At 35.5% G+C, this 20,527-nt stretch carries 16 protein-coding genes and 1 pseudogene; 4 read left to right on the top strand and 13 right to left on the bottom strand.

What is annotated here, in order from left to right:
* Positions 1-34: 34 nt before the first annotated feature.
* The 7 genes and pseudogenes from CS063_RS07090 to lgt form a co-directional block, all read right to left on the bottom strand.
* Complete coding sequence (locus CS063_RS07090; protein ID WP_099448998.1) at positions 35-1,984, bottom strand: penicillin-binding transpeptidase domain-containing protein; 1,950 nt, start codon at positions 1,982-1,984, stop codon at positions 35-37.
* 67 nt (positions 1,985-2,051) lie between these two features.
* Positions 2,052-4,223: a penicillin-binding transpeptidase domain-containing protein gene (locus CS063_RS07085; RefSeq protein ID WP_099448997.1), complete on the bottom strand. Its 2,172-nt coding sequence runs from the start codon at positions 4,221-4,223 to the stop codon at positions 2,052-2,054.
* A 13-nt stretch (positions 4,224-4,236) separates the two neighbouring features.
* Entirely contained in the window at positions 4,237-4,680 is a 444-nt protein-coding gene (locus tag CS063_RS07080; protein ID WP_099448996.1) for a hypothetical protein, read from the bottom strand.
* Between the two features lie 30 nt (positions 4,681-4,710).
* On the bottom strand, positions 4,711-5,646 hold the full coding sequence (gene rsmH, locus CS063_RS07075) for a 16S rRNA (cytosine(1402)-N(4))-methyltransferase RsmH (RefSeq protein ID WP_099448995.1): 936 nt from the start codon (positions 5,644-5,646) through the stop codon (positions 4,711-4,713).
* A gap of 11 nt (positions 5,647-5,657) precedes the next feature.
* A pseudogene (mraZ, locus tag CS063_RS18135) lies at positions 5,658-6,087 on the bottom strand (division/cell wall cluster transcriptional repressor MraZ).
* A 184-nt stretch (positions 6,088-6,271) separates the two neighbouring features.
* A complete protein-coding gene (locus CS063_RS17615; protein ID WP_180270718.1) occupies positions 6,272-6,433 on the bottom strand; it encodes a hypothetical protein in 162 nt (53 codons plus the stop codon).
* Positions 6,434-6,540: 107 nt separating this feature from the next.
* On the bottom strand, positions 6,541-7,392 hold the full coding sequence (gene lgt, locus CS063_RS07065; protein WP_099448994.1) for a prolipoprotein diacylglyceryl transferase: 852 nt from the start codon (positions 7,390-7,392) through the stop codon (positions 6,541-6,543).
* A 248-nt stretch (positions 7,393-7,640) separates the two neighbouring features.
* Between lgt and ychF the strand changes: the two genes are divergently transcribed.
* The gene (gene ychF / locus CS063_RS07060) at positions 7,641-8,735 is read left to right on the top strand and encodes a redox-regulated ATPase YchF (RefSeq protein ID WP_099448993.1); all 1,095 of its coding nucleotides are present in this window, start codon (positions 7,641-7,643) and stop codon (positions 8,733-8,735) included.
* A 59-nt stretch (positions 8,736-8,794) separates the two neighbouring features.
* Here ychF and CS063_RS07055 read toward each other — a convergent pair whose 3' ends face one another.
* From CS063_RS07055 to CS063_RS07040, 4 genes are all read right to left on the bottom strand, one after another.
* Complete coding sequence (locus CS063_RS07055) at positions 8,795-9,739, bottom strand: ketopantoate reductase family protein (protein ID WP_099448992.1); 945 nt, start codon at positions 9,737-9,739, stop codon at positions 8,795-8,797.
* 149 nt (positions 9,740-9,888) lie between these two features.
* Positions 9,889-10,374, bottom strand: coding sequence for a GerW family sporulation protein (locus CS063_RS07050; protein ID WP_099448991.1), 486 nt, complete (start codon positions 10,372-10,374; stop codon positions 9,889-9,891).
* 2 nt (positions 10,375-10,376) lie between these two features.
* Positions 10,377-11,129 carry a hypothetical protein gene (locus CS063_RS07045; protein ID WP_099448990.1) on the bottom strand — a complete coding sequence of 251 codons (753 nt, stop codon included), beginning with the start codon at positions 11,127-11,129 and terminating at the stop codon, positions 10,377-10,379.
* Between the two features lie 12 nt (positions 11,130-11,141).
* A complete protein-coding gene (locus tag CS063_RS07040) occupies positions 11,142-11,432 on the bottom strand; it encodes a hypothetical protein (RefSeq protein ID WP_099448989.1) in 291 nt (96 codons plus the stop codon).
* A 164-nt stretch (positions 11,433-11,596) separates the two neighbouring features.
* Here CS063_RS07040 and CS063_RS07035 point away from each other — a divergent pair, with 164 nt between their 5' ends.
* Both CS063_RS07035 and CS063_RS07030 read left to right on the top strand, forming a co-directional pair.
* On the top strand, positions 11,597-12,712 hold the full coding sequence (locus CS063_RS07035; protein WP_099448988.1) for a mechanosensitive ion channel family protein: 1,116 nt from the start codon (positions 11,597-11,599) through the stop codon (positions 12,710-12,712).
* Between the two features lie 80 nt (positions 12,713-12,792).
* Positions 12,793-14,031: a stalk domain-containing protein gene (locus CS063_RS07030; protein ID WP_099448987.1), complete on the top strand. Its 1,239-nt coding sequence runs from the start codon at positions 12,793-12,795 to the stop codon at positions 14,029-14,031.
* Between the two features lie 74 nt (positions 14,032-14,105).
* On the opposite strand, the gene CS063_RS07025 is transcribed toward CS063_RS07030, so the two are convergent.
* Together CS063_RS07025 and CS063_RS07020 are read right to left on the bottom strand one after the other, a co-directional pair.
* A complete protein-coding gene (locus CS063_RS07025; protein WP_099448986.1) occupies positions 14,106-14,597 on the bottom strand; it encodes a hypothetical protein in 492 nt (163 codons plus the stop codon).
* Positions 14,598-14,614: 17 nt separating this feature from the next.
* Positions 14,615-18,994, bottom strand: a complete 4,380-nt coding sequence (locus CS063_RS07020) for a PolC-type DNA polymerase III (protein ID WP_180270723.1) — start codon at positions 18,992-18,994, stop codon at positions 14,615-14,617.
* A gap of 204 nt (positions 18,995-19,198) precedes the next feature.
* Here CS063_RS07020 and CS063_RS07015 point away from each other — a divergent pair, with 204 nt between their 5' ends.
* Positions 19,199-20,437: an NAD(P)-dependent oxidoreductase gene (locus CS063_RS07015; protein WP_099448985.1), complete on the top strand. Its 1,239-nt coding sequence runs from the start codon at positions 19,199-19,201 to the stop codon at positions 20,435-20,437.
* Positions 20,438-20,527: the final 90 nt, after the last annotated feature.

Genomic DNA, 20,527 nt, shown 5'->3' with positions numbered 1-20,527 from the left:
ATTATAACATGAGTCTTAGGGATTAAAAAGTCATCTACTGCGTATAAAGTATAATTTTAGTTGTTAAATTAATTACTTCATTTGGCATTGGAAATTGTGCAACTATTCTTTCTCCTGTTCCTTCAATCTGGAGAATGATATTTTTCTCTTTTGCCCACAGCCTAGCTTCTTTTAGAGAGAGTGTCTCAAAGTTAGGAACAACTAAGGTTTGTACTTCTCTTAAAGCCTGTTCCTTTTCATTATAGATAGGCTCAATATTCAAATAGGGTAAGGCATTAGCCAATACTTCCTGCATAACAGGTCCTGCTACTGTTCCACCATAATAAACACCTTGTGGTTCATCAATAATAACAATCCCCATTATTACTGGATTTTCAGCCGGAGCAAAAGCAAGAAAAGATGCTATGTATTTACCAGAACCACGAGGTAACTTTTGAGATGTAGCTGTTTTCCCACCAATGCGATATCCTGGAATATAGCTCTTATTTCCAGTTCCCTCTGCAACAACACTTTCTAAAATTTTTTTCATGCGTTCGCTCGTTTCAGTTGTTATAATCTGCTCCCCTTTAGGATAATCAAAAACCTCTACGACATTTCCTTTATTATCAATAATTTCTTTACCTAGATGAGGAGTAATTTGATAACCTCCATTCACTACTGAAGCTGCACCTGCTAATAGCTGAAGTGGTGTTATTTGAAAGGACTGTCCAAAAGACATCGTTGCCAGTTCTACTGGGCCAATTTTATTTTTATTATGTAAAATCCCTACAGCCTCACCAGGTAAATCAATTTGTGTTTTAGATTTAAAGCCAAACTTAATCATATAGTCATAAAACTTATTCGCTCCTACACGTTCAGCTACTTCCATAAATACGGGATTGCATGAGTTTTGTACACCTTGTACAAAGTTTTGTGCACCATGAGAACGTGGGCTACGCCAACATTTAATCGTTCTTCCTGCTACAATACGTGAACCCCCACAGTTAAAAGGGCTATTTTCTGTTACTACGTTTTCTTCTAATCCCATAGCAGAAGTAAATATCTTAAAAGTAGAACCTGGCTCATAGGTGTCATTAATTGTAAAATTACGCCACATTTGATTAAGTAAATCTTGTTGTTCCTTTATACTATATAAATTCCATTCATTTGCTAAAGTTTCATCATTAATAGTAAAAGGAACATTTAAATCAAAATCTGGCTTATTGGCCATCGCATAAATTTCACCATTTTGAGGATTCATTAAAATAAGTGAACCTCTCTTTGCTCCCTTCATTTCAACTACCTTTTCTAAGGCTTGTTCAGCATATTGTTGTAATGTCACATCTAAAGTTAAAACTAAATTATCGCCTGGAATAGGATTCATACGTACTTCTGCTTCTTCTTCTCTCCTCTGCCCTTTTCCATTGGTTTCCATTAAAATTTTCCCTGGAATCCCCTTTAAATAAGAATCATACTTCACTTCTAAACCTACAATTCCTTGATTATCTTTTCCTACAAAACCAATAGTTTGTGCCGCTAATTCATTATAAGGATAAAAACGCTTCGAGTCTTCATCTACTTTTACACCTGCTAAGTTTAAATTTCTAATTTCGTCTGCTATCTCCTTATCCACCTTCGTAGCAATACGTTCAAAAGCCACATGTTTGGTCACTTTTTGGTATACCTTTTCATAATCAATTTTTAAGCGTTCTGCTAAAATTTTGGCGACTCCTTCTGGATCTTTAATTTGAGCATTCACAACACCTACCGTTGCAACAGAACCACTTTGAGCAAGAATCTCTAAATTCCGATCATAGATAATCCCACGAGTAGGTGCTATCAAACGGTCTCTTGTATGTTGCTCGAGTGCTTTTTCTTGAAGCATAGTACCTTCTATTATTTGTACATATGCAAGACGTATAGACATTCCCCCTATTCCTATAACAAAGCAAAGAATAAGGATAAGAATACGACGTTGCACACGAACAGAAACCTCTTTTTGCATACAAAAATTCCTCCTTTAAAAGTTGTCTTACCTAAAGTTTATTTTAAAGGAGGAGTCATTATTCTCTTTATTGATATGTTTGTACAACTATTTGTGCTTTTTTTTCTATTTTAGCTCCAGCTTTCGGTACTTGATTTGTGATTTCACCACTCCCATTTCCTGACAAAGTAAAATCCTCCCCTACCAAACTCTGTGCTTGTTCAATACTCATACCGATTAAGTTAGGTACTTCCAACAATGCTCCTGGATTTTCTGCTTGCATATATAAGCGTACACTTGAGCCTTTTGGCAAAAGCGTTCCTTCCTTAGGATATTGACTTTTTATTTGAGTTCCTACCCCTATACTTTGATACGTTAATCCCTGAGCTTGTAATAAACTCGTAGCTTCATATAAATTCTTACCTATAAGAGAAGGCACTTCTCCTTGTTCTTCTTTTGTTTCTTGCATATTAGAAGTTGTTTCAATCTGTAAGTAAGGTAAGATTTTTCCCATCATCTCTTTAAAAGCCTTAGTAGGAGCACCACTCTTTTCAGGTGCTTCATCAAAAATAACAAGGGCAATAACTTCTGGATTTTCTAGCGGCGCGTAACCAACAAAAGAAACAATATATTTCTCATTTCCACGTTCTCCCTTTTCTGCTGTTCCCGTCTTTCCACCAATCTTATATCCACTTATATGAGCATTAACTCCTGTTCCTCCCTCATCAACTACCTTACCAAGATAGCGTCTCACAAGTTCTGAAGTTTCCTTTGATATGACTTGTCTTCTTATAACTGGTTTAGCATGATAAAGAACTTCTCCTCGTTCATCAACAATATCTGAAACAACAAGCGGTTCAAGTAAGTAGCCCCCATTAATAACAGCTGAAAAAGCACTTATTAATTGAACAGGTGTGGCTGTAAAAGTTTGCCCCATGGAATAAGTTGCACGCTCTACAGGACCTAGCTTGTTATGTAAAAGCCCTGTTTCTTCACCCGGCAAAGCTATACCTGTCCTCTCACCAAAACCATATTTATCCATATAAGATAAAAACAAGTCATAGTCAATCTTTTCAGCAATTTGAATCATGGCCATATTACATGAATTAGCCAAAGCTTGTTCTACTGTTTGTTCACCATGTCCAGATGTTTTCCAACAATGAATTAAACGATCAGCTACTTGCATAGACCCATGACATAGATAGGTATCATTTAAGTCAATGGCATGTTCATCGATGGCCAATGCTATCAAAAGAGGCTTAAAAGTAGAACCTAATTCATAAGGATTCTGTGTAGTAAAATTTCGCCATGCACTATAAAGAGCTGTCGTTTTATCTTGTTCATTTAAACCATTCCATACTTCTTTTCCCAACTGCTCCTCAAGATTATTGTAATGATTAGGGTCAAAGCTTGGATAAGAGTACATACTATAAATTTCGCCGGTGTTAGGATTGGCAATAATCGCTGCTGCATTAACAGGATTATACTCCTTAATATATTTCTTCATGGTTGTTTCTACATATTGCTGAATAACTTCATCTATGGTCAAGCGTATGTTGGCACCATTTTCTACTGCTTTCATTTCTGTTGTAATGATTTGTTCATCTTGAAACTGTGAGAAAATACGACCTGCTTCTCCTACCAAATACTCGTTATACTGTTGTTCAATACCATATTGACCTTGCCCATCTTTATTATAGAACCCTAAAAGTTGAGCAGCTAATTCACTTTTTGGATAGCTTCGAATAAAACTCTTATCATACCAAACACCTGTTAAAGCTTTTCCATTTATTTTTTTTTCTTTTAAAACCTCTACCTTTTCATTAGCTACATTTTTAGCAAGAAGAGCATATTGAGAAGATGGATTCTTTTCAACTAAAGCTTGAATTTCTTCCGCTTTTTTATCTACTGCCTCAGCCAATGCTTCATAGATTACATATCTATCCGTCTCTTCCTCTTCCATAATTTCCTTAGGTGATAAGGTAATATCATACGTCAAAAAGCTTGTTGCGAGTGTATTGTTATTACGATCTAAAATATTTCCTCGTTGAGGATTGATAGGGCTTTCTCTACTCATAAGCCGACTATAAACTTGCTTTTGATACTCTTCACCATGTATGAATTTAATGTAAGTAACTTGGTAGATCATATAAATAATAAAAACTATAAAAAAAAGGGCTATAATAAAGATGCGCCTATTTAGGCGCGTCTTAGAAAGGGTATTTTGATTTTTTTTAACTGATTGTTGTCGTCTTTCCATCTTAACTCCTACTTTATTTGCTCGATAAGGTATAACTCTGCTTAGGTAATTCTACATATACAATTTGATAAGGCAAAGGTTCTGCCATTCCTAGCTCCCTTGAAGCACGCTGACGAATATAATCAAGATTTAACTTCTCTGAAATATGTGCTTGTGTATAACTAATAGTACTTCGTGTTTCTCGGATTTGATTTTTAACTGTTTTAAGCTCAGCTTGCGCTGTTGCTAATGTTGAGTAAATATGTACGTACATAAAGGTACATACAAAAACAAAGAGACCGCATAGACTTAACTTAAGCGCTAAGACTCTATCTACGTTTGGACGAACTTGTGGGATACTTTGAGGCTGTGGATTTTGCTGAGGATATTTTCTAGGTGATATAGGTTCTGCTTCATATAAGTTTCTAACAACACTGCCATACTGATAACTATACTTTTGTTCAAATCTTTCTTCCACCCGCTCTTCCTCCTCTTCTAACTCTTTCTACTAAATTCTCTCTATAATTCTTAATTTAGCACTTCTGGATCGTGGATTCCATTCAATCTCCTCTTCTGAAGGAAGAATGGGTTTACGTGAAATCACTTTCACTTTTGATACTTTACCACATATACAGATTGGAAAACTCTTTGAACATGTACAAGGATCTTCCAATTGTTTAAAAGTCTGTTTCACTATACGATCTTCTAAAGAGTGAAACGTAATAATACATAACCTCCCTCCTATTGCTAATCGTTCTACTATCTTTCGAATAGTGGGTTCAATAATATCTAATTCACGATTCACCTCAATGCGAATTGCCTGAAACGTTCTTTTGGCAGGATGTGGACCATCCTTTCTTGCACCATGAGGAATAGCCTTTTTAATGACCTCTACTAATTCATAGGTTGTCTGAATAGGTTTTTGTTGACGCTCTTTTACAATAAACTGTGCAATGCGTTTTGCCCACTTTTCTTCACCATAATCACGAATAAGCGTGTATAATACTTCTTCACTTAATGCGTTAACGACTTCATATGCTGAATAGGCATTTTCTTGATTCATACGCATATCTAAAGGTGCATCCTGCATATAGGAAAAACCTCTGGATGCTTCATCAAGTTGATGGGATGAAACCCCTAAGTCTATCAACATGCCATCAATTTTTTCAATGCCTAATTGGTTAAGTACTTCATCGACTTGTTCAAAATTACTTTTTACAATGCTTACCTTAGGAAAAACATCTTTTAAACGTTCCCTTGACACTGCCAAAGCATTATTATCTTGATCTATGCCAATAAGATGTCCTTCTTTAGAAAGACGCTTACAAATTTCACTAGAGTGTCCGGCTCCACCTAACGTACCATCTACATAGATGCCGTTTGATTTAATCTGAAGACCTTCTAAACATTCTTCTAATAAAACGGATACATGTTCAAATTTCATTTTAGTCACCTTTATATTCCTAATTCTTCCATTTGTTGTGCAATTGTATCTGCATCAAATTCTTCTGCGTTATAAGCATCCCACTTCTCATGGCTCCAAACTTCAATACGATTACTCATGCCAATAAATACTATGTCTCTTTCAATGGTAGAATATACTCTTAACTGACTTGGAATCAGTATTCTACCTTGCTTGTCCGCACTGCATTCAACTGCACCTGATAAAAAAAAAACGAACAAACTTTCTTGCATTGGTATTAGTCAGTGGAAGGTCTTTGAGCTTTTGTTCAAAAATAACCCACTCTGAAACAGGATAAATAAACAAACAGCCATCCAAACCCTTTGTTAAAATAAAGGTGTCGCCCAGTTGTTCACGGTATTTAGCAGGCACAATCACTCTTCCCTTTTCATCTAAGCTGTGTTTATATTCACCTATAAACATCTACCACTTCACCCCACTTGTCCCCACTTCATACCACTTTCTTATATTTTATGCGTTTTCCCTAAAAATTTCAAGTAGAATATAAGATAAAGAGAAATTAATTTTCTAAAACTAAAGACATAAAAAGAAGACCAAATAGAATCTTTGGTCTTCTTCTCTGTTATTAGGCTTTATTCCTTTATTCTTAATGATTCATAACTTTTTTATAGTATTTTACAATCTCCTTGTCCAACTTCAAGCTAAGGGAATAAACTGCTTTGTTATTAAATAGTCCTGGTTTTCCACTTATGAGCTGCCTATTCAAATCAGATTGCAGTACTAATATACTTTTACGCATACTTTCCATATCAAATCCCCCTTAAAAAATTAAAAATAATTTATCTTTTCTCTATAGTTTAAATTATAATACCTATTTTGGAAAAAATCAACAATTATTCTTAATTTTTGGATTAATCAGGCGGTCTTATCGGACTTTCGACACATTATAATTCCAATTATTCCCATTATTATGGATAAAATGGCAACTAATTGTGACGCGGGAAAATGAAGAATAGGCAAAAGTAATTGGTCGGTACGTAATCCTTCTACCCAATAACGGCCAATCCCATAACCAATAAGGTACATGAAAAATAGTTGTCCATGATATTTTTTATGCTTACGAAGTACAAAAAGGAGGATTAATAACACAACATTCCATGTTGATTCATAAAAGAAAGTAGGATGAACTTGAATATATTCTGCTCCAAAAGCCGACTGTATATTTTGAAGAACATTTTCCGAAAAAGGTGGTTTTGCTTGACTTTTAAGTAGGCGCATTGCCCACTTACTGTTGGTATAATCACCAAAAGCTTCCATATTAACAAAGTTACCATAACGACCAATAATTTGTCCTAAAGTTAGACCAAAAACAGCTACATCAGCAAACTGCAAAAAGTTAATTTTCTTAGCCCTAGTAAATATAATGGCAACCACTATCGAAGCAAGTACTGCTCCATAAATGGCAATCCCCCCTTGGCGCAAATTGAAAATCTCCACCCAATGATCTTTATAATAGTCCCAATTAAACAATACATAATAAGTACGCGCACCTAATAACGCAAAAATGATATCATAAAGAATAAAATCAATGATTAAATCTGGGTTTAGTCCTTCTTTTTTTGCTATTTGCATGGCAAGTAAAGTCCCTAAGATAATACCAGATGTCAAAATAATGCCATACCAATAAACAGGTAGACCAAATAGTTCAAAAGCAATAGGATCAATATAGAATTTAAGATTTAAATAGGGAAAATAAATATTTGGCATAACATTCCTCCTTTATTATCTTTTCATTATAGAATATTTATCTAAGACTGTAAACGCCTGCTCTAAAGTTCTGCTCGTATAAACTTCTTATGTTTTATACATAATAAGACTGCATTTTATTGCAGTTTAGGTCATTATACGTTAATATAGAAAGGGTTATAAATAGACGAGTTACTACCTTGCTGTTTTTTTAATAGTGTAATAACAGGATTGTCTCATAGATTTTACTTAAGGAAGGATGAAAAATTATGAAATTAGGTATCGTTGGATTACCTAACGTAGGTAAAAGTACCTTATTTAATGCATTAACAAAAGCAGGTGCCGAATCTGCAAACTACCCTTTTTGTACAATTGAACCTAATGTAGGTGTCGTAGCTGTTCCCGACCCACGCCTTGAAAAATTGCGTCAAATGTATAACTCTAAACGTGTTGTACCTGCTATCGTAGAATTTGTGGATATTGCAGGACTTATTAAAGGAGCCAGCAAAGGTGAAGGTTTAGGGAACCAATTCCTCTCACATATTCGTGAAGTAGATGCCATCGTTCAAGTTGTACGTTGCTTTGAAAATGAAAACATTGTTCACGTAGATAAGACTGTTGATCCTTTAAGAGATATTGAAACCATTAATCTCGAACTTATCTTTGCAGATATGGAAGTTCTTGAACGTCGTATTGCTAAAACAGTAAAAGGTGCTAAGGCAGACAAAGCACTTGCTAAAGAACTAGAAATTCTTCAAAAGGTTTACAAAACTCTAGAAAATGGGCATTCTGCTCGTCAATTACTAGGTGAAGAGGAAGAACAAGATATATTTATTGCCTCTCTAGGCCTCATTACAGCTAAACCTGTTTTATATGCGGCTAATATTTCTGAAGATGATCTTGTAGGTAAAGTAGAAAATGCTTATGTTCAAGCTGTTCGTGATTTTGCTAACCAAGAGGGATCTGATACATTTACAGTATGTGCTCAAATTGAACAAGAGCTCTCTGAGCTTTCAGAAGAAGAACGTGCCATTTTCCTTCAGGACTTAGATCTTAGTTGCACAGGTTTTGATACACTTATTTCAGCTAGCTACAAGCTTCTTGGACTTATTAGTTACTTAACAGCTGGTGAGCAAGAAGTACGTGCTTGGACCATTACTAAAGGTACAAAAGCACCTGGTGCTGCTGGAAAAATTCATTCAGATTTTGAAAGAGGTTTTATCCGGGCAGAAATTGTTAATTTTGATGATTTAATGAGTTGCGGTTCTTATACAGCTGCAAAAGAAAAAGGACTTGTTCGTTTAGAAGGCAAAGAATATGTAGTACAAGACGGTGATATTATCCTTTTCCGTTTTAATGTTTAACAAAAAGAGCTATTGGAGTTTCCAGTAGCTCTTTATCTTTTTTATCACTCTATTTTTTCTTACACTAATTGATTATAAATTTTTTCTATACCTACTACTGATAATCCATGCTTTTTACCTAGTCGAAGAAGTGTCGCCCCAAATATTTCTCTTTCATCCCTTCCAGTTCCTTTCTCATAATCTCTTTGAAAGGATGTTTTTGTCTCATAAGGAAAGGTACTGGCTTTGTGATAAGACTCCTCTATACTCGTTTCTTTCAAATGAATACCTTCTAACAATGCTAATTCTTTAATATACTGCATCAAATATTTTACTTGTTCACTTAATTCAGGGTCTTTATATACCCCTCCAATGGTTTTATTATAAATAGTTGTTATTAAACCATATGAAGCAATAAACATATATTTACTCCAAATTTCCTCCCAATATTCTTTTGTCCACTCAAAAGTAATATTAGCTTTTTTCAACACTTCTTTTAATAGGGTTGCCTCATCTTCTTTTTGAGGATCCTTACCTAGGATAATTTTACAAGTTCCTCCCGTTTGTTCTATCACCCCTGGTTCTAAAATATGCGTCCCAACATATACACAAGCTGGATATACGTTTCCTTGAAAAACTACCTTTCTAATACGGTCATAAATATCTACCCCATTTAGTAAAGGAAGAATATGACATGTTGCCTTTAGCTTAGGTTTTAATGCAAGAAGTACTTGCTGCAAATCATAACTTTTAACACATATTAAACAAATGTCTAGAGGTGGTAACTGACTTATCTCTTCAGTTGCCAAAGTAGGAATACATCTTAGCTCACCTTCCTGATGTGTTTTTAAAATTAACCCTTGTTCCTTTATTTTAGCTAGATGTGTACCTCTTGCAATAAAATAGATGTTATACCTATCGTCTCCTTGAAAGGCCTGTGCTAACTTTCCCCCAAAATAACCACCTACACCACCTACGCCAATGATTCCAATATTTACCTTTTGATCACCCTTTTTCTCCCCCATTATTTCTCCTCCTTTATTTATTTCACTTCTTTCAATAAAGTGCTTTTTTTTATCTTAGCATTTGTTGTGACTAAAGGCTAGTAAGTACATACCTCCTCTTACTATAAAAGCAGTAATTGGAAAAACCAATTACCTGCTTTTATGATGCACTACTCATTCTCTTCATCTAAAGTATGATACTTATCTGCCACAGCAGTTTCTGTTTGATTTTTAGGAGCCTTTTTCTCCTTAGCAGTTGCCCCCTCATGCGTAAACTTTGTAACTAAATCAGGTACTTTAGCAAGAAGTCCTGGAATCATATCAATTAATTTGGTTACACTATCTTGCCCTTTAATGGAAATAAGCTGTGTCGTACCATTTTGAATCACTAACATAGCACTTGGTGTCATACGTGCACCTAAACCACCAGCCCCTGCATCTGTCCCTCCATCTACTTTACGTTCTGTTTCCTTTTTTCGTTCTGAAAATTTGGAGCTTGCAGTAGAACCTGCTGCTACACCAAAACTCACATCTACTAACGGAACAAGAATCGTATCTTCAATGTGTATGGGCTCACCTACTACTGTTTTAGTTGTAATAAAGTTTTCTAACTTTGCCATTAAATCATCCATGTTTTGATTTGCCTTGTTTTCCATCTCTATTCTTCCTCTCTGTTATATAGTATTCGACTTAGCATCTGTCTCGTGTCTTTATGAAGTAGCCACCAAAGCCCTATTTTAAAAAACTGGACAAGTCTAAAGCTTCCCTGCAAATAGATCTCTCCCCCTATACCTGCTGCTTCAAAATTTCCCTCTATGGTTCCATAAGGATAATACCAAGGAAATAATAAGGTTAGTCCAGCTAATAGTTCTCCTGTCTTGGCTACATCTTCTTTACCTAGTAATAAGTGAAAATGAAAAACTTTTGGTTTTAAAACCTTTATTATTTTTCCCAATGTCTCTATAGAATGTTTTATAAAAGGTTTTAAAGCAGGATCTGTTGTTATAGCCTTTAGTCTTCCCCATTTTGCCTTAAAAGGACTAACCTTTTCTTTTTTTGCAATCTTTTTCTTAGTCTTAGTCTTAGATGGCTCTACTACAAGCATATCTCCTTTTAAATCAGCCTCTACGTCTTTTGTAAGAGTCTCTAATTCATCAGGAGAAAAAGCACGAACATTTACTCCTAATAATTTCACCTCTCCCTTTACCTTTCCTTCCAGCATTTGAAACCTCACACGAAATAAATGAAATAGAGTAATCTCCCATTCACCTTCTGCTGACTCATAATATGCTGTATAACCTTTATAAGTAATAGGACCTAATAAAAGAAGCAAAAGTATTGCTAATAGTAATCCCATAAGAAGCACTAAAAAACTAGCTATTATTTTTAATACAACTCCCAAGATTGCCATACCTAACCTCCCTTACTCTGCTTGTAAAGACTCATAGCTTGTTGTTTGTTCATTGTATAAAGCATTAATAAGCAAATAAACTCTTTCAAATGCCTTGGTCTTAGTGAGGGTAATGGCTAAGACAGAGCTATGTTCATACCTTGAGGAGATAAATCGACTTTCCACTACCTCAAAAAGGGCATCTTGATGATAAGAGGTGCATAATACATAAACCTTTTGTCTACTTTTTTTATTTTGTTTTATTGCACGTATGCTACTACGACGCACACCCTTTTCAATCCATAGGTCTTTTGATACTTTCATTGGCTTTTATTCCTCGAGTACACATTCTTATTTTGTTCTTTATGTCTTTAAGTATACCATTGTTCGTGGTATTTGACCATAAATTCCTTTAATTATATGCCTTTCTATTGTATAATACTAGGTAGATTTGTAGAAATTTATAGCTTTTAGAAAGGATACATTTTATGATTTACTTAAAAAACTTGGACTGGAATCCCTTTATTATACGTTTAATAGGTGCTTTTGCTTTTCTACTTTTCTTTTTACTTTTTAGAAAGCTCCTTCGTAAATTTACTATCGGTCTTTTATCTAAAATTTCTATCAAGAAACTAGCACTTGGTTCTAAGCTTACTGAAGCCTTACAAAAACCCCTTGATTATTTATTCCTATTTACAGGTATCTGGGGTGCCCTTTGTATTTCCCCTCTCATACGTTATAAAGAGATTAGTAGCAATTCCTTTTGGTCTTCTGAAGCAGTATTTTCTCTAGATTTTATTCCTTTTGAAAGTGTAACAACTTTATATACCGTTGTCTTTGTTAGTATAGCCACTTGGGGAATTTATAATCTTGAAGTCGTTTATGAAATGGTGCTTTCTGATCTTAATGCTAAGTTGGGCATTACTGATAACACCCTTCTTATCCGTTTTACTTCTAAGTTAATTCGTTTTTTTACCCTTTTAATAGGTGGTGCTATCGTCCTTTCTCTTCTTTTTGGTGACATAGGGGGCATTATTACAGGAGTAGGTCTCGGTGGTGTTGCCTTTGCTTTCGTTTCTAAAGATGCCCTTTCTAATATTTTATCAGGGGCACTTTTGATGATGGACAAACCCTTTATAATAGGCGACTGGGTAGAAGTTTCTGGCATAGAAGGAATCATTGAAGACATTAGTTTTCGCAGTACACGCATTCGTACCTTTACACAAGGGGTAGTGGTTATCCCTAATGCTAAAATAGGTAATGAAAATATCATTAACTGGTCCCGTATGGAAAAGCGTCGTGTTAAGTTTAACCTTACCTTACCCTACCATACTCCTCTTGATAAAATCCATACCTGTATCCAGCAAATCAATTGCCTTTTAAGTGCTCACCCTACTATTGAGCAGGGATCTTTCTTAGTTGGTCTTGAAAGCTTAGGTGACTACTCGCTTAACATTCAGGTATTGTATTTTTCTCTTGCTACAGATTATGCTTCTTACTTAAAAATAAAAGAAACAATTAACCTACGTATTTTAGAGATTTGTGAAAAAGAAACCATTCAAATTGCTTTTCCTACTCAAACACTCCATGTTCACTCCTCTTAGGAGTGACATGATAGAGTATGTCTTTTTACATATTCAACGATTACAAAAAATCAAACTATACATAAAAAGGAGTTTTGCTAATGAAACTACCAAAACCTCTACTTATCTTAAGCTTTGTCCTCTTTACTCTTCTTCCAATTTCTTCTTTTGCTTCTACCTTTTATATTCCCCAACTAGAGGAAAGTTTTTATTGGGAAGATGAGCATCAAGTCATCGCCCACGCACTGGGACGTATTGATGGCATCAACTATACCAACTGCCTTGAAGCCTTTAAGCAAAATTATGAAAAGGGGTTTCGTGTATTTGAGGTGGATATGGCTTTATCTACAGATGATCAACTTGTTTTCCTGCATGATTGGAATACCTTTTGGGGGCTTACAATAGGCAAAGGAATTTTAGGAGGTGCGACTAGCTTTGAGCGCTATAATGCACAACAAATTCAAGGAAAATATACAACTTTATCTGTATTTGACCTACTTACCCTTTTAAAAAATCATTCAGATATGTATTTAGTAACAGATACAAAGACCATTGAACCTGAGCTTTTTAAGCTTCAAATGCGTCGTTTATTAGAAGCAGCTCAACAAATTGATTCTACCATTATTGATCGTTTAATTATTCAAGTTTATGATGAAGCAACTGCAACCGCACTAGAGGAAGTATATCCTTTTAAAAATGTCATTTATACGCTTTATACATCCCCTGATCGCTATGATGCGCAAAAAGTAAAAGCAACACTTTTAAAGCATAACTATCGTGTTCTTACCATGCCCTCTTCTCTTGTGAATGATGCACTTCTCAAAATGGCCCAAGAATGTAATGTAAAAGTCTTTACCCATACAGTTAATACAACTGACGAAGTGGTTAAACAACAAGCCAAAGGGATTTATGGTTTTTATACAGATTGGCTTATGCCATCTACTATTACTTACGCAAATCATCCTCTTTTATCTCAAAATGTTTCGCTTCGGATTAATGATCATTTTGTATCAACACCTGTCCCTGCTTATATTAGCGAAGGAACTACGTTCATTCCTTTGCATCTCATTCCTGAGCATTTAGACATTATCCTCTACTATGAGCCTCAAACAAAAAAAATCACCTTAAAAGGTGAGCATGTCTTAGAACTTACTCTTGATAGCACTTTGGCTTATGTGGATGGTTTTCCAACTACACTTACCCTAGCTCCTTTTATTTTAGAAGGAACTACTATGGTACCTATTCGTTTTATTGCTGAAGCTCTTAACTTACAAGTTGATTGGGATGAGGCTCAGAAAGTTATTTCCATTCGTTCTGCTACGTACATTCCTCTTTTTTAACATGTGTTATTCATCCGTTATGATCCTAAAAATCTATGGTTTTTACAATATGCCATAGGGGATTTTTAATAGTATTATTCATATTGATCAATAAAAGTACTTAAACGATTACCTAATTCACCTGTTTCTTGTAAAGGAAAAGCAACAGATTGCTCTTTTTCTTGCCCATCATAATAGAGAACTTCCTCAAATACATATTCTCCTTTTCTTAAGGACACACAAACGCCATAAACTTGATTTTCTGTCAACTCCATATCAGCCTCCATACATTCCGAAGCTCTAACTGATTCTCCACCTAAAAACAAAATTTTCCCTTGATAAAGAGCAGCAAAACCTATAAATAGACTCTGCATTTCGTCTTGCTCTAAATACTGCTTAATCCACTTTAAGGTATGTTGCCATCCTCTTTCATAATTTAAGATGGTATAACGGTTCCGAATATAATTTAATTCATCCTCATCTTTTAGCATAAATACAAGGGGTGCTTCCTCATTTTCTGCAAGACAAAGTAGGCCTTCTAAGTCATAGCTATCTTCGGGATACTTTTTAAAATAAAATGCTTCCAATCTCTTTCTTTCCTTTCTTAAAAACCAAATGATTCCAATAAATCAAGTTGATTCGATTCTGATAAATGACTCAATATACCAAGTTCACTCATTTTATCTGTTACTGTTTTACTTACCTTTGTACGGGCCCTAAAATCATCTTTGGATAAGAAGGGCCCCTCTTTAATAGTTTGTACGATAGCTTCTGCTGCCTTTTCACCTAAGCCATCAATCGCACTTAGAGAAGGCATAATTTTACCATCTATAATTTGAAAACGCTTATCATCTACTTTTTCCAAATCAATAGGTGCAAATTCAAAACCTCTTGCATACATCTCTTGCACTAAGCGCATATCTTTTAGAGTATCTTGTTCCTTTGCTGTCTGATTTTCTTTTCCCTTACTCATAAGTTCCTTCATGTGGTACTCTAGATGCTCCTTTCCTTGACACATTAATTCATAGGAAAAAGCAGATGCACGAATACTAAAGAAGGCTGTATAATAAGCAAGTGGATAGAAAATCTTATACCAAGCAATACGCCACGCCATCATAACATAGGCTGCAGCATGAGCCTTTGGGAACATGTATTTAATTTTTTTACACGACCAAATATACCAATCTGGTACATCCTTTTCTAACATAGCTTTTTCCCATTCAGGTTTTAATCCCTTACCTTTACGTACACTCTCCATAATGGTAAAGGAAAGCCCCTTATCCATTCCCTGATTAATAAGATAGGTCATAATATCATCACGCGTACAAATAACAGAGGAAATTGTCCCTTTTCCTTCTTCTATTAAAGTTTGAGCATTTCCTAGCCACACGTCGGTTCCATGAGAAAGTCCTGAAATACGTACCAAATCTGAAAAACTTTGAGGTTTAGCATCTAAAAGCATCTGGATAACAAAGTCTGTTCCAAACTCCGGAATACCTAAACACCCTAAAGGAATGCCCCCAATGTCTTTAGGGTTAATTTTTAAAGCTTCCGTACTATGGAATAAAGACATCACATCCTTATCATCAAGTTTAATTGTTTTGGCATTAATTCCTGTGATATCTTCTAAACGACGAATAATAGTAGGATCATCATGTCCTAAAATATCAAGTTTTAAGAGGTTATGGTCAATGGAATGATATTCAAAGTGAGTCGTTATAATAGGCGTATTCATATCGTTTGCTGGATGCTGAATAGCTGTAAATTCGTAAATTTCTCTATCATGTGGTACAACAATAATTCCTCCTGGATGCTGTCCAGTCGTTCGCTTAGCACCTGTGCACCCTTCTGCTAATCGGCGCATCTCTGCTCTTCTCTTGGTTTCATTGCGTTCTTCAAAATATTTATAAACATAAGCCAAAGCTGTTTTTTCTGCCATGGTACCAATCGTTCCGGCACGGAATGCCTTACCTTCTCCAAAAATAACCTCTACATATTTATGGGCTTTAGCCTGATAATCTCCTGAGAAATTTAGGTCAATATCCGGTTCTTTATCTCCTTCAAAGCCAAGGAAGGTCTCAAAAGGAATATCATGTCCTTCCTTTAAAAGATCCTGTCCACATTTTGGGCACTTAGCATCGGGCATATCACATCCCGAACGACCTGCATAAGCTTTAACAGCTTCTGAGTCAAAATCAGAATAATAACACGCTGGACAAATATAATGTGGTGCAAGAGGATTAACCTCTGTAATTCCTGCCATGGTTGCTGCAAAAGAAGACCCCACAGAGCCACGGGAACCAACTAAATAACCGTGTGCATTGGAATCCCATACAAGCTTCTGTGCAATGATATACATGACAGCAAAGCCATTGGAAATAATGGAGTTAAGCTCTCTTTCCAATCGTTCGACTACTACTTGTGGTAAATCAGGACCATAAATTTCATGGGCTTTATCATAACAAATTTTCTTTAAAGTGGCATCTGAATCTGATATTTCAGGCGGACATTTATCAGGAAGTACAGGAGAAATTTTTTCAATTTGTTCATTAATTAGTAACGTATTGGTAATGACCACCTCTTCTGCCTTTGCCTCTCCTAAATAACTAAACTCCTCTAACATTTCATCTGTAGTTCGTAAATACAAAGGTGCTTGTTCATCTGCATCCTTAAAGCCCTTGCCTGCCATCATAATACGACGATATACTTCATCTTCTGGATCCACAAAATGCACATCACAAGTAGCTACAACAGGTTTATGATACTTTTCACCTAATTCTACAATCCGTCGATTATAATCACGTAAATCTTCCTCTGTTTCAGCAGGGTATTTATCTGTTTTTAACATAAATTTATTATTTCCAATAGGCTGAATTTCAAGATAGTCATAAAAATTAACAATACGCCTTAATTCTGCTTCATCTTTTTCCTTAATAAGTGCCTGAAAAAGCTCACCTGCTTCACAGGCTGAACCAATAATAAGCCCTTCTCGATATTTTTCAATCAAACTCTTGGGCATACGTGGCCGCCTATTAAAATAATCCAGATGAGCGGCTGAAACAAGACGATTTAGATTCACCCTTCCTACCTCATTCTTAACTAAAATAATCCCATGATAAGAAGGCATTTTCTTAATTGCCTCAGGTGAAGCCTTTGCTAATCGCTCTAACTCATCCAGTGTTTGTATTCCTTTTGCTTCAAGTTTCTCTATAAATTTAACAAATATTTCACCTGTAGCAGTGGCATCGTCAACTGCTCGATGATGATTTTCTAAACTTACTTCAAGTGCCTTAGCCACTGTATTTAATTTAAAATTACTAAGATTAGGTAAAAGTATACGCGCTAAGGAGACCGTATCTACAACTGTATAGGTAGCACAAAGACCTTGTTTCTTAGCATTCACCTCTATGAAACTATAATCAAAATCAGCATTATGTGCTACTAACACAGCTCCTTCACAAAAGTCTAAGAACTCAGGCAACACATTTTCAATAGGTAAGGCATCTTGTACCATCTTATCTGAAATTCCTGTAAGCTCTTGAATCACATAAGGAATAGCTCTCTTCGGATTAACAAATGCACTGAATCTGTCTACAATCTCTCCTTGTATAACTTTCACTGCCCCAATCTCAATAATCTGATGATGAGTGGGACTGAACCCTGTAGTCTCTAAATCAAACACTACGTAAGTATCTTGTAAACTTTGATTATTAGAAGCAATGACTAGTTGTTTTAAATCATCTACAAAATAACCTTCTACCCCATAAATCACTTTAAAAGGCTCGTCTTTTTTTACACAGTGATTGGCAATAGGAAAAGCTTGTAAACATCCATGATCAGTAATGGCAAGAGCTGGCATCCCCCATTCCTTCGCTCGATTAATGACTTTATGAATATCTACCACCGCATCCATGTCGCTCATTACTGTATGTAAATGCAGTTCGACACGTTTAATAGGACTTCTATCCATCCGCTTAGTAGTAAAGTCTGCGATGGCCTTAATGCCTTGAATAGAGCCCAAACTAATTTCTTTATCAAAGTTATCTAAAAGTGCTACACCTTTTACTAAATAAAAACTCCCTTTTTTAAGTTGCTCTAAAATATCTGGAAGTTCTTCATTTTTCACAAAACATTTAGCAGTAATGGTATCTGTAAAATCGGTAATGTCAAAGATAATAATTGTTTTTTCATTGCGAATTTCACGCGTATCTAAAGCAAGAATCTTCCCTTTTACAACAACCTCCCCAATAGCATCTTGTATCTCACTAATGGGTGTAATAGCTCCTTCACAGTTGCGTCCATAGAAAACTTCTGGATCTGCTGCTGGCCTACGCTGCATCTTGGATGCTGCTTGTGGTATTTCTTGAATTTTTTCTTCTTTAAGCGCTTGTTCTTTGGAGGGTAAATTTTGCATTAAATTTCCTACTTCTTTTCTTAAGCGCACTTCATTTTCTTGTATAAGAGAGGGACCTTTTCCCACACAATATTCAAATTGTACATTAAGTGAACGTCTTAGCCGGGTTTCAAATATCTCTTCTAAAAACTGGCGTACTCCTTGAGACTTTTTGCGTGCCCATAGGCTTTCCTCCAAAGTAAGCTGCAGAGTATTACTGCTTACTACCCATTTGGCATTTTTAATAATCATATAAACAGAGGGACTATATTCCATAATTTCAAAAAGCAAGCTTTCTTTATAATCTTCTATGATTCCCTCAAGTGACATTTCCTTTGGCAAATTGTATTGCATTAAAAGGTGAATGCAAATGGGAGTAGTTGGAAAAACTTGTTTTTTAATTTGTGCCTCCATTTTTTTAACTTGCTTTTGATGAATAAGGTGTTTACTACATAGCCTAAAAGTAAGAGCCCTTTCACTTTGATTTAAAAAGACTTCCTCCACCTCTACTTGCTTAAAGAGATTTCCTAAGTCTTCTTTTACCTTTAATTCTGTTAATACTTCAAAAAAAGCTTTTGCTACAACTTCCATCTTTTTCACCCACATATCTTCCATGTACTTACTTGTGTCTATTTCTTTTATTGTATGTGTTTTTAAGAGAGATAACAAGCATTCGCCCCTAAAAAATGAAAAAAACTCTGTTTAATAATTATCAATTCTTGAACATTTATCTGTTCCCCCTTATAATAAACCCAACTTAGACATTCATAAGAGACATCAAAGGAGACACACTTTATGATTAATTTATCTACTGAAGCTAACCGTTGTTTAAAATGTAAAAATGCCCGTTGTCAGATACACTGCCCTATTCGTACACCTATTCCAGAGATTATTCATTTGTTCCAAGAAGGACAGATTCATGAAGCAGGTGAACTTCTTTTCAATAACAATCCTCTCTCGGCTATTTGTGCTATTGTTTGCCCCCATGAACATCAATGTAAAGGAGCTTGCATTAAAGGTATTAAAGGTGAGCCTGTTGCCTTCCACACTATTGAAGAATTCATTTCTAAGCGCTATTTAGAAGAACTTACTATAACACGCGCACCTAAAAATGGTTTTAAAATAGCCATCGTTGGCTCTGGACCTGCTGGACTTACTATTGCTATCACATTAGCTCAAAAAGGTTATGATATTACTCTTTTTGAAATGCGTGATCGTATCGGTGGCGTGCTAACCTATGGTATACCCGAATTTCGCTTGCCTCGCACTCTTATTGAGCAACTTGAGCAAAAGCTTCTTCAATTAGGTGTTAAAATCAAACATAATACCTTAGTAGGGCCTATTATCACACTGGATAAACTCCTTTTTGATGGATATAATGCTATTTTTATTGGTACAGGTGTTTGGAATCCAAAGACATTAGGTATTAAAGGAGAAACCCTTGGCAACGCCCTCTATGCCATTGACTATTTAAAAAATCCATCTACCTATCATTTAGGTGAAAAAGTTTGTGTTATTGGTGCAGGTAATGTAGCTATGGATGCTGCTCGTAGCGCAAAATATTATGGTGCTTCAGAAGTTACTATTTGTTATCGTCGTGGTGAGGAAACTATGACGGCTACACAAGCTGAGATTACCCATACCAAACAAGACGGGGTACATTTTAACTTTTATAAAACGCCTTTAGAAATTACAGATAAAGGAATTATCCTAGCAGACACTCGGGAAGTGTTACAAGAAGATGGGTCGTTTGTTTTGGAACAAATCCTTCATTCTGAAAAACTTTTCACTTGTGATACCATTATTATTGCTATCAGCCAGGTTCCTCAAACTAATATTGTTTCTACTTCTTCTTCACTTCAAACGCGCTATGGTCTTTTAGTTACCGATGAAGTAGGGCATACCACTAAAGAAGGTGTCTTTGCCTGTGGAGATGTAGTTAGTGGCGCTAAAACCGTTATTGATGCAGTGGTAGCGGCTAAGCGTGTCGCTCACGCCATTGATTGCTATTGTCAAAAACAGTCTACCCCATAGATTCCTATCATTAAGCTTTTTTAAGGCCTTTATTTATAAGACTAGTTACTAAAGTGGGAATATAATAATATAACATAAGGGAGTATAAAA

The sequence above is a fragment of the Sporanaerobium hydrogeniformans genome, from assembly GCF_002735925.1.
Taxonomy (GTDB): domain Bacteria; phylum Bacillota; class Clostridia; order Lachnospirales; family Cellulosilyticaceae; genus Sporanaerobium; species Sporanaerobium hydrogeniformans.
This window is presented reverse-complemented; position numbering and strand designations above follow the sequence as displayed.

Bases quoted from the DNA above. Each gene is read 5' to 3' on its own strand.
- CS063_RS07020 (WP_180270723.1), bottom strand. From the start codon at position 18,994: ATGGAAGTTGTAGCAAAAGCTTTTTTTGAAGTATTAACAGAATTAAAG.
- CS063_RS07090 (WP_099448998.1), bottom strand. From the start codon at position 1,984: ATGCAAAAAGAGGTTTCTGTTCGTGTGCAACGTCGTATTCTTATCCTT.
- CS063_RS07045 (WP_099448990.1), bottom strand. From the start codon at position 11,129: ATGGCAATCTTGGGAGTTGTATTAAAAATAATAGCTAGTTTTTTAGTG.
- CS063_RS07035 (WP_099448988.1), top strand. From the start codon at position 11,597: ATGATTTACTTAAAAAACTTGGACTGGAATCCCTTTATTATACGTTTA.
- CS063_RS07050 (WP_099448991.1), bottom strand. From the start codon at position 10,374: ATGGAAAACAAGGCAAATCAAAACATGGATGATTTAATGGCAAAGTTA.
- CS063_RS07040 (WP_099448989.1), bottom strand. From the start codon at position 11,432: ATGAAAGTATCAAAAGACCTATGGATTGAAAAGGGTGTGCGTCGTAGT.
- ychF (WP_099448993.1), top strand. From the start codon at position 7,641: ATGAAATTAGGTATCGTTGGATTACCTAACGTAGGTAAAAGTACCTTA.
- CS063_RS07015 (WP_099448985.1), top strand. From the start codon at position 19,199: ATGATTAATTTATCTACTGAAGCTAACCGTTGTTTAAAATGTAAAAAT.
- CS063_RS07085 (WP_099448997.1), bottom strand. From the start codon at position 4,223: ATGGAAAGACGACAACAATCAGTTAAAAAAAATCAAAATACCCTTTCT.
- CS063_RS07055 (WP_099448992.1), bottom strand. From the start codon at position 9,739: ATGGGGGAGAAAAAGGGTGATCAAAAGGTAAATATTGGAATCATTGGC.
- CS063_RS07030 (WP_099448987.1), top strand. From the start codon at position 12,793: ATGAAACTACCAAAACCTCTACTTATCTTAAGCTTTGTCCTCTTTACT.
- rsmH (WP_099448995.1), bottom strand. From the start codon at position 5,646: ATGAAATTTGAACATGTATCCGTTTTATTAGAAGAATGTTTAGAAGGT.
- CS063_RS17615 (WP_180270718.1), bottom strand. From the start codon at position 6,433: ATGGAAAGTATGCGTAAAAGTATATTAGTACTGCAATCTGATTTGAAT.
- lgt (WP_099448994.1), bottom strand. From the start codon at position 7,392: ATGCCAAATATTTATTTTCCCTATTTAAATCTTAAATTCTATATTGAT.